Raw genomic sequence first — 9,872 nt, 5'->3', positions numbered from 1 at the left:
GTTCGGGTTCGGGTTCGGGTTCGGGTTCGGGTTCGGGTTCGGGTTCGGGTTCGGGTTCGGGTTCGGGTTCGGGTTCGGGTTCGGGTTCGGGTTCGGGTTCGGGTTCGGGTTGCTGGTGCGAGTGCGGGTGCCGATGCCGGGCGGTTTGTGGTTGTTCAGAGAGCATTGTCCTCCAATTTCCAGAAAAAAGAGACCATCGCTAATACCAGCGATGGTCCCTATTCCTTTAAAGCTTGCCTACAAACCGCTGAAGACGATCCAAGGATTGCTCCAGCACTTCCTGTGCATAGGCATATGAAATTCGTATATAGCCTTCGCCATAGGAAGTAAAGGCATCTCCCGGCACGACCGCGACATGCTCTTCCTGCAGCAGCCTCATCGCGAACTCTTGCGAGGATAAGCCGAACTTCGCGATGGATGGGAACAGGTAGAATGCGCCATCCGGCTTTTCTAGTTCAATACCCATTGCGATTAAGCGATCATAGACATAATCCCTACGGGCTACATAAGCTTCACGCATCGGAAGCGCATCATCAATGCCTGCCGTCAACGCTTCCAATGCCGCATATTGGCTTACTGAGCTCGCGCAGGTCACATTATACTGGTGAACCTTCACCATGTGCGCTGTGAGGTACGCAGGAGCCATCGTAAAGCCAATACGCCAACCTGTCATTGCATGGGATTTGGACAAGCCGTTAATGACGATTGTATTTTCTCTCAACTTGCCAACTGTAGCAATCGAATGATGACGAACCCCATAAACCAACTCACTATAGATTTCATCGGATAAAATAAATAACTCCCGGTCTGCCAATAATTCAGCCAAATCAGCAATTTCCTGCTCCGTAAGCACCTGACCTGTCGGATTCGAAGGGTAGCATAGAATCACGCAGCGCGTCTTTTCGGTTAGGTACGGCGCCAACAACTCAGCTGTCAGTTTCAATCCGTTTTCTCTCGTGTCCACATAGACAGGAACACCACCAGCTAGGCGAATTAATGGCTCATATCCAGGATAAATCGGAGCAGGAATGATGACCTCAGCGCCTGGCGTCAAGATCGTTCGCAGTGTGATATCCACAGCTTGACTAGCACCAGCTGTGACGATAATTTCATCCGCTGCGCGATAATCCTGGCCATACTTGACCTTCACGAAGTTAGAAACAGCTTCTCTAAGCTCTATTAAACCAGGGTTTTGCGTATAAACAGTTTTGTTCTGATCCAAAGCCCTTTGTCCTGCCTCGATAATATGCCGCGGCGTCGGGAAGTCAGGCTGCCCAATCGTTAATGTCAACGCACCAGGAATCGTGCTGACAAGGTTCGAAATTTTGCGAATACCGGAAATTTGAATGTCTTTTACTTGCGGGTTAATCAAATGCTCCAACATAAGTAGCTCTCCCCTCTCCATTGAACAAGAACTATGTTGTCCGTATCGTTGATATCAGGTTTTCCATATCAGGTGGAATCGGCGCCTCAAACTGCATCCATTCTCCTGTTCGTGGATGCTTAAAGCCTAGAATCGCTGCATGCAATGCCTGACCGTCCATTAACATGCCTTTGCTTTTGCCATACATCGGATCTCCAACTAGCGGATGCCCGATGAACTTCATGTGCACGCGGATTTGATGCGTGCGGCCCGTTTCCAGCTTTAACTCGACCAATGTAAAGTCACCAAACCGTTCGATAACGACGAAATGCGTTACCGCGGTCTTGCTATTTTTCTCCGTAACGGTGTACATCTTACGATCATGAGAGTCACGACCAATTGGCGCATCAATCGTCCCTTGATCATGTTGAATATGACCGTGTACCAAAGCAATATACTTACGGTTTACGGTATGCGCCTTCAGTTGCTCGGCAAGGCTTGCGTGTGCCTTATCATTTTTGGCTGACATAATGAGGCCTGACGTGTCCTTGTCAATTCGATGCACAATACCAGGGCGAAGCTCGCCATTAATTCCGGATAAGTCTTTGCAGTGGTACATCAACGCATTCACCAAAGTGCCCGAGTAATGCCCAGGTGCAGGATGAACAACGAGTCCTCGTTTCTTGTTAATGACGATCACATCGCTGTCCTCATACACGACATTCAATGGAATGTTTTCAGCCAGCAGTTCCACTCCTTGAGGCTCTGGAATCACTAACGCAATCACATCTTGAACCGATAACTTATAATTGGGCTTTACCGCTTTCCCATTCACCTTAACGTGACCGTCTTTGACCCATTGTTGGACAAGTGTTCGCGAAATATCTTCTTCCAACGCTTCAGTAATAAATTTATCGATCCGTTCGTTAGCAAATTGATTTTCAACTGTCCATTCAATCGGTTCTTGGGACACGGACTCCTCAGGTGAGGTCTGGTTTGTGTTCATGTGTTGCTCCTTTTTTCTCTTTTCGTGATGCAAGCAGCGACTCGATAAATATAAGGATAACCCCGACAACAATACAGGAATCCGCTACATTGAAAATTGGGAATATATAATCGACTTCCTTGCCGAAAAAGTTAAAATCAAATGTAAATTGAAAGAAATCGACAACCTCTGCGAATAAGGCACGATCAACGAAATTACCAAGTGCTCCTCCAAAAAGCAAACATAAAGCGAAGGGTAACAGCACCTTACCTTCACGAATCGTGCGCTGCATGTACCAAATAATTCCGCAAAGCACGATAAGCGTAACGACAATGAAAAACCAACGTTGGTTTTGCAAAATGCCGAAGGCCGCTCCTCGATTACGATGCGATGTAATCATGAAAAAATCCCCAATAACGGGGCGTTCTTCGCCAAGTGGAACTCTTTTCACAATAATCCATTTCGTAACTTGATCTAGAATGAATGCAAGAAGCGCATACAAGTAATATTTCAAATATTTCATCTAAGTGTACCTCCTACAGTGTGAAAAGCTTGTACATTCCTTATTTTCAAGGAATTACCTCACTAAAAAAAGCGGTCTATCGGCATCCTAAACGGTATGAATGAGCTGTTAGAAGGGAGCTATATGACCTATGAGCCATTTAACCGAGGAGCAATTAAACACATTATACGTACAACTATTGGAGGAAAAGGTTGCACTTGAAAAGCATTTTGCCAGTAATGATCAATTTGGACTCGCTAATTCATTCTCTGATTCCATAGGCGAGCTCTCCATGTATGATAATCATCCCGGTGATATCGGTTCCGAAGTATTTGAACGAGCGAAAGATATTTCCCTCAATGAACACGCAGAGATGCATTTGCAGCAAGTCAACGAAGCTTTAGCACGTATGGAAAGTGGAGAATATGGCATCTGTGTTTTTAGCCACCAACCCATTCCATATGAACGTCTGCAAGCCATTCCCACAACGTTATACAGCATAGAACATGTGCCTGATCCAGATCAATCCTTTCGCCGGCCTGTTGAAGAGCAAGTATTATACCCACCATTTGGACGCACGAGCTTCGATGAAAAAAACAACGAAACGGAATTCGATGGCGAGGATGCTTGGCAAATCGTTGAAAGCTGGGGAACCTCAAACACGCCAGCTTTCGCTGAAAGCAACCAAGTAGAAAGCTACGACGACATGTACATCGAAGCTGATGAGCTAGTAGGCTATGTAGAGTCTTTCGAAAGCTTTGTGGCCACTGATCTCTATGGTGAACATGTTACCATTGTACGAAGTAAAGCTTACGACGAGTATATGCACAGTGATGAAGGAGATCCTTTTCTTGAACCCGAAAGATCTGTCGACTTAGATGATAAGTAAATACCCTGATTAAAAACAGGACAAACGAGCTTCGCATTTAGCGTAAGCTCGTTTGGTTCCTCTACTCGTGATAATGAGCAGTCACAACATCATTACATCTGACACAGAGTGTTGGATGCTCTTTACTGTGCCCAACTTCTGGTGTCACTATCCAGCAACGTTCACATTTCTCACCGTCTGCAACAGCGATTGAGATTGCAACATCTTTGGACTGAAGAGCACCTTCTGGTACGGGAGTACCTACTGGGTGTAGGTTAACAGCGGACACGATGAACAACTGATCCAATTGCTCGAATTGTGTTAACAAAGCAAACATCGCTTCATTTGGATACAAATTCACTGCTGCCCCTAAGGAATTACCAATGACTTTTTCCTTACGCGCTTCTTCTAAAGCCTTAAGTACGTCATCTCGCACTTCCAAGAAGGAATTCCATTTATTTTCCAATTCCTCGTTATATACATTTGTATCTACTTCTGGCAACTCCGCAAGCTGAACACTACTTAGCTCAACTCCTGGAATGTACTTCCAAACTTCATCCGCTGTATGTGGAAGAATCGGTGAGATCAGTTTCGTAATTGCCGTTAATGCAGCGTAAAGCACAGTTTGTGACGCTTTACGAGCTGGGTCCTCGGCTGCATTTGCATAAAGACGATCTTTGATGATATCCAAATAGAAGGAGCTCATCTCTACAGCACAGAAATGATGAATCGTTTGATACACAACATGGAACTCATACGCTTCATAAGCTTTGATAACCTTCTCAACCATACGGTTCAAACGAATCAACGCATATCGATCAAGTTCAGATAAACTCGTATAAGCAACACGATCAGTAGCTGGATTAAACTGACTCAAATTCCCAAGTAGGAAGCGCATGGTGTTACGAATTTTACGATATACCTCAGTCGTTTGGTTCAAAATATTATCCGAAATCCGGTGATCCGATTGGTAATCAACCGAAGATACCCAAAGACGAAGAATGTCAGCGCCTAATTTACCGCAAACCACATTCGGGTCAATCGTGTTACCGATGGATTTGGACATTTTGCGCCCTTCACCATCTAGTGTAAAGCCATGACTCAGAATACCTTTATACGGTGATTTCTCTCTCGTTGCCACACCCGTGATCAAGGAAGAGTTGAACCAACCACGGTACTGGTCAGAACCTTCTAGATACAGATCAGCTGGCCACTGAAGCTCTGGACGAGATTCAAGCACAGCCACATGACTGGAACCGGAATCAAACCATACATCCATAATGTCCGTTTCTTTACGGAATTCACCGTGACCACATTTCGTACAGCTAGTTCCATGTGGAAGCAGATCCTTCTCTTCTTTGATGAACCAAGCATTAGAGCCTTCTTGCTCAAATAATTGAGCAACATGTTCGATTGTTTGTTCATTTACAAGCGGCTCATTACAGCTGCGGCAATAGAAAATCGGGATCGGTACGCCCCATGCCCGCTGCCTAGAAATACACCAATCTCCGCGATCAGCGATCATGTTGTGAAGGCGAACTTCGCCCCACTCTGGCGTCCATTTCACTTGCTTGATTTCATCAAGCATCTCTTGTCTGAACTTATCGATCGACGCGAACCATTGCTCCGTAGCACGATAGATGACAGGTTTCTTTGTACGCCAATCGTGCGCGTATTGATGCTGAATATCCGCAGCTTTGAGTAAAAGACCGGACTCTTGCAGTTTTTCAATGATCAGCTTGCCGCCTTTTTCGTAGAACAAACCTTCGTAGCCAGGCGCTTCAGCCGTAAAATGTCCTTGGTCGTCCACAGGACACAACACGCCAAGGTTATAACGTTGACCGATTGCGAAGTCGTCTTCCCCATGTCCAGGAGCTGTGTGAACACACCCAGTACCCGCCTCTAATGTCACGTGCTCGCCAACCATAACGAGGGATTCGCGATCGTAGAAAGGATGTTGGCAGGTAACATACTCCAACTCACTGCCTTTTACCGTTGATAATACTTCGTATTCGCTCCAGCCGATTTCTTTAGCCGCTGTTGCAAGAAGTCCTTGTGCAAGCACATATTTCTTCCCATTTGCTTGAACAACCGCATACTCAAATTCAGGGTGTAAGGAAATACCCAAGTTCGCAGGTAAGGTCCAAGCTGTCGTTGTCCAAATGACGATGGCAGCATCTTCTGGAAGCTTACCTATGCCATCCTTCACAGGGAAAGCCACGTAGATGGACGTTGATGTTTTTTCTTTGTACTCAATCTCCGCTTCAGCCAAGGCACTTTCTGAAGATGGGGACCAGTAGACCGGCTTTAATCCTTTATACACAAGGCCCTTATGAACCATTGAACCAAAAACACGAATTTGCTGTGCTTCGTAACCAGGCTGTAGTGTGATATACGGGTTTTTCCAATCTCCGCGAATACCTAGGCGTTGGAATTGACTCTTCTGCTTCTCAACGGATTGCAGTGCATACTCCTTGCAATATTCACGGAACTCAGGGACAGTCATCTTCTTACGATCGACTTTTCCGCTGTTCGTAATCACTTGCTCGATCGGTAAGCCATGCGTATCCCAACCAGGTACGTAAGGCGCATCGAAGCCTTGCAGTGTTTTGAAACGCACGATAATATCCTTCAGCACTTTGTTTAGTGCATGACCGATATGAATATCTCCATTCGCATAGGGCGGCCCATCATGTAAAATGAACTTCGTTCTGCCCTTACGGCTTTCTTGTACTTTGAGATAAATGTCTTCTGCTTCCCAATGTTCTTGCATTTTCGGTTCCGCTTGAGGCAAATTACCTCTCATCGGAAATTCTGTTTGTAATAGATTTAATGTTTTGCCATAATCCATCCTTACCACTCCATCCCTACTTCAATCTGAAAAAACAAAAAAAGCCTCTCATCCCCAAAAAGGGACGAGAAACTCAACTCGCGGTACCACCCTCGTTAAAAAGCAACATGAACCAACCACCTAAAGGTGAGTCGATCAGCGCTTCTTCACTCGATCATGTGTAACGGCATGACCCGTTTCTCCCTACTTCATTCAAGAGACGCTCCTGGGGGATATTCGGTACGCTGCAGAGATTAGGCTCACACCAAAACCCTAATTCGCTGACACTGCTCATAACGTCCTACTCGTTCCAGTCATAGCTTTATTGCGATACATTTAACAGGAGTATAACCAATCTGGCAGTCATAGTCAATATGAGAACTGCCTATTGCCCTCGGTCTATTCTTCCTTATGTTCAAACTGCATACTTTGCCAGCCTTCTGTGTTCAATAATTCAAGTTGAGCTTCAAGCAACGTCCGGAAGCGTGTGCGATAAATGGAAGCTTGTTTCTTGAGTTCTTCAATCTCAAGTGCCACTTTACGAGAGCGCGTCAACGATTCGTTAATAATCCGATCCGCATTTTTCTCCGCTTCTTTCAGGATTAACTGAGCTTCCTTCTTCGAATTGCTTCTGACTTCATCTGCAGCTTCTTGCGCCACGATGATGGTCTTACTCAGCGATTCCTCGATATGCGTGAAATGATCCAAACGCTCTTGTAAGGCCAGCGTTTGATTCTGCATATCCTTATTTTCACGAATGAGCGCTTCATAATCCTTGATGACTTGATCTAGGAATTCATTGACTTGATCTTCATCATAACCACGAAACGAACGTGAAAACTCCTTATTATGTATATCTAGCGGTGTTAATGGCATCAGTGCCCCTCCTTAGCGTTTTGCGCAGCAAAACTGACTTCGTAAGTATAAGCTGAGCTTGTCTGAAAGCTAGCCTACACCCATGTCTATACAGTTCAGTTCGACAGAAAATTAGCAATTCCTGCATAGTTCGTGGATAATTTATCCACGATCATGCAAACTTGCCAATCTTCACACGAATTCGACCTTTTTTCGATACGCCTTCCACTTCAAGCACTTTAAATCTACCAAACCCCTGCAAGGAGATCATATCCCCTTCTTTCAGTGGCTTACTTGGATCTTCTTCCAGCTTCCAATTCACGCGGCAACGGCCAGCTTGGATTGGTACTAACACCTTCGCCCGGCTAAGCCGAAATACATCGCTTACAATACCGTCCATTCGCATGGAGGCAACAGACAGATGAAGCTCATCCAGTTGCACTTGCGCTAGCTCTAGCTTATCTAAAGAGAGCAATTCCGTTTGCACATGCACTCTATGTACTTGGGATAAATTCAAATGCAAATAGTCAGCTGCATCCTGGGTTACCAAGCAATGGCAGCCGCCCTCTATAACATGAATATCGCCAACCTTGTCCCGCTTCATGCCGAGTCCAAGAATGGCGCCCATGTAATCTCCATGTTCTAATGTAAGAAACTTGCCGTCACCTGAGGATACGGCTAACACGGCCATAGCCATGTCTTCACTATCCAAGCTTCGATAGTCAGGCGCAATGACAGCTCGTCTACGTTCTGCTGCTTCATAGCCGCCATCCAGTCGGCAATGCACATCCGGATGTCGGTTGACGAGTGAATTCAAGATGAAAGCTTGTCTGGGATCGAGGAAATCGGTTAACTTGACGGCATGCTGCTCTGCAGCTCGCTCCACCCAATCCCAGGCTTTATCGACAAAATGATGTTCGTCGGGGTGAAAATGGCCATAAATATCTTTCGCCAAGACTAGAAAATCCCCACGATGAAATCAAGAACTGCAAAGATACCCATGACGACGAATTTCAATGCAATCAACGCCACGATTGGCGAGAGGTCAATGAAACCGATGCTTGGGATGATTTTGCGGAATGGAGCCAAATACGGTTCTACCAGCTTCGAGAGCAGTCCACCGACAAAACTGCCTCGCGCATTTGGAAACCAAGATAAGATCAAATAACCAATAATCATAAAATAATAAATTTCTGTCAATACGCTTAAAAAAGAGTAAACGTTATCCACGTAGTTTTCCACCTCTGTCTATGTGTTTGGGGATTTGCGTCTATTCCTCGCCCATCATCTCAGAGATGTGGCCATGAATATCTACTGAATCTGGTGTACAGAGAAAGATATTCGGTCCAAGCTTAGAGATAGACCCATTCAATGCGTAAACCGTACCACTCAAGAAATCCACGATTCGGATGGCTTGATCGCCACGAACACGTTGCAAATTAACAACAACGGCTCTACGAGCACGTAGATGGTCCGCAATGTCCTGTGTTTCCTCATAAGTGCGAGGTTCACTGAGGACAACGCGTGAATTTTTCTGTGAATGTATGCTAACGACATTCGCCTTATTTTTATTACGTAATTCATAAGGATTGGTTTCAGGTTCTTCAGTTGCTTCTACAATCCGTTCACGCTCTACAATTTCTTCCTCTTCTTGGAGTCCCAGAAAATTCATAAATCGGTTATACACACCCATTGTGGTTCCCTCCTGACGAATCATAAATCGGAATCAAGTCCCTACTGTCTAGCCCTCTTTGCCTACCAAAACTGTTCCTAATCGCACCCAAGTTGCGCCCTCTTCAATCGCCACATCATAGTCGCCTGACATGCCCATCGATAACTCTGTCACGTCATAAGGGAACGTATTCCGTTCATTCAGCTGATCCCTCAACACACGTAAGCCTCGAAAAACAGGTCTTGTTTCTTCAGACTCTAATTCATAAGGTGCCATGGTCATCAGTCCGCAAACACGAATATGTGAAAGCTTACTTACTTCCTCAGCAAATTGGAAGAAATCTTGGGGTGAAACGCCATACTTGGTTTCTTCACCTGAAATATTTACTTGCAAGAAACAATTGACATCGATCCCTAATGCGGCAGCCTGCTTGTCCAGCTCCTTGGCAAGTGACATCCGATCCAGGGAGTGAATATAAGCGAATTTGCCGATGACATCTTTCACCTTATTGGTTTGCAGATGGCCTAGAAAATGCCATGTTCCACGTTCATGCAGGGCTTCCCACTTCGGCTTCACATCTTGCCAACGATTTTCACCAATATGCAGCAGACCTGTGTTCAAAACTTGTTCAGTCGTTTCTAAAGATACATATTTGGTTACTGCGATGATCTTAATTTCATTTTCTTGACGGCCTGACTGCCGACATACCTCAGCTATACGAGCTTCAACTTCCAGTTTGCGTTCTAGTACGCTCATTTTTCTCTACACCTCAATTCAACAACACCTTGCCAGTTCCT

At 45.3% G+C, this 9,872-nt stretch carries 10 protein-coding genes and 1 other annotated feature; of the genes, 1 reads left to right on the top strand and 9 read right to left on the bottom strand.

From position 1 onward, the window contains the following. Positions 1-226: 226 nt before the first annotated feature. Genes AC58QG_RS24270 through lspA form a run of 3 tightly spaced genes read right to left on the bottom strand, consistent with a single transcriptional unit; the run spans position 227 to position 2,862 of the window. Positions 227-1,381: an aminotransferase A gene (locus tag AC58QG_RS24270; protein ID WP_497364686.1), complete on the bottom strand. Its 1,155-nt coding sequence runs from the start codon at positions 1,379-1,381 to the stop codon at positions 227-229. 34 nt (positions 1,382-1,415) lie between these two features. Beyond that, positions 1,416-2,369: an RluA family pseudouridine synthase gene (locus AC58QG_RS24265; protein WP_497364671.1), complete on the bottom strand. Its 954-nt coding sequence runs from the start codon at positions 2,367-2,369 to the stop codon at positions 1,416-1,418. Further along, positions 2,344-2,862: a signal peptidase II gene (gene lspA / locus AC58QG_RS24260; RefSeq protein ID WP_497364685.1), complete on the bottom strand. Its 519-nt coding sequence runs from the start codon at positions 2,860-2,862 to the stop codon at positions 2,344-2,346. The genes AC58QG_RS24265 and lspA overlap by 26 nt, the downstream gene beginning before the upstream one ends. A 139-nt stretch (positions 2,863-3,001) precedes the next feature. Here lspA and AC58QG_RS24255 point away from each other — a divergent pair, with 139 nt between their 5' ends. Further along, the gene (locus AC58QG_RS24255; protein WP_497364670.1) at positions 3,002-3,739 is read left to right on the top strand and encodes a TraR/DksA C4-type zinc finger protein; all 738 of its coding nucleotides are present in this window, start codon (positions 3,002-3,004) and stop codon (positions 3,737-3,739) included. Positions 3,740-3,800: 61 nt separating this feature from the next. Here AC58QG_RS24255 and ileS read toward each other — a convergent pair whose 3' ends face one another. The 6 genes from ileS to AC58QG_RS24225 form a co-directional block, all read right to left on the bottom strand. Then, positions 3,801-6,569 carry an isoleucine--tRNA ligase gene (ileS, locus tag AC58QG_RS24250; RefSeq protein WP_497364669.1) on the bottom strand — a complete coding sequence of 923 codons (2,769 nt, stop codon included), beginning with the start codon at positions 6,567-6,569 and terminating at the stop codon, positions 3,801-3,803. A gap of 57 nt (positions 6,570-6,626) precedes the next feature. Beyond that, positions 6,627-6,875, bottom strand: a binding site (T-box leader). 72 nt (positions 6,876-6,947) lie between these two features. Then, entirely contained in the window at positions 6,948-7,424 is a 477-nt protein-coding gene (locus AC58QG_RS24245; RefSeq protein ID WP_497364668.1) for a DivIVA domain-containing protein, read from the bottom strand. Between the two features lie 151 nt (positions 7,425-7,575). Then, positions 7,576-8,358: a YlmH family RNA-binding protein gene (locus tag AC58QG_RS24240; protein WP_497364667.1), complete on the bottom strand. Its 783-nt coding sequence runs from the start codon at positions 8,356-8,358 to the stop codon at positions 7,576-7,578. A gap of 2 nt (positions 8,359-8,360) precedes the next feature. After that, a complete protein-coding gene (locus tag AC58QG_RS24235) occupies positions 8,361-8,633 on the bottom strand; it encodes a YggT family protein (RefSeq protein ID WP_157256863.1) in 273 nt (90 codons plus the stop codon). Between the two features lie 40 nt (positions 8,634-8,673). Further along, a complete protein-coding gene (locus AC58QG_RS24230) occupies positions 8,674-9,096 on the bottom strand; it encodes a cell division protein SepF (protein ID WP_056612633.1) in 423 nt (140 codons plus the stop codon). A gap of 48 nt (positions 9,097-9,144) precedes the next feature. Further along, positions 9,145-9,831: a YggS family pyridoxal phosphate-dependent enzyme gene (locus AC58QG_RS24225; protein ID WP_497364666.1), complete on the bottom strand. Its 687-nt coding sequence runs from the start codon at positions 9,829-9,831 to the stop codon at positions 9,145-9,147. Positions 9,832-9,872: the final 41 nt, after the last annotated feature.

The sequence above is a fragment of the Paenibacillus sp. J22P169 genome (genome assembly GCF_059691995.1).
The sequence above is the reverse complement of the archived record's forward strand: the minus strand, read 5'-3'. Positions and strand labels throughout refer to the sequence as shown.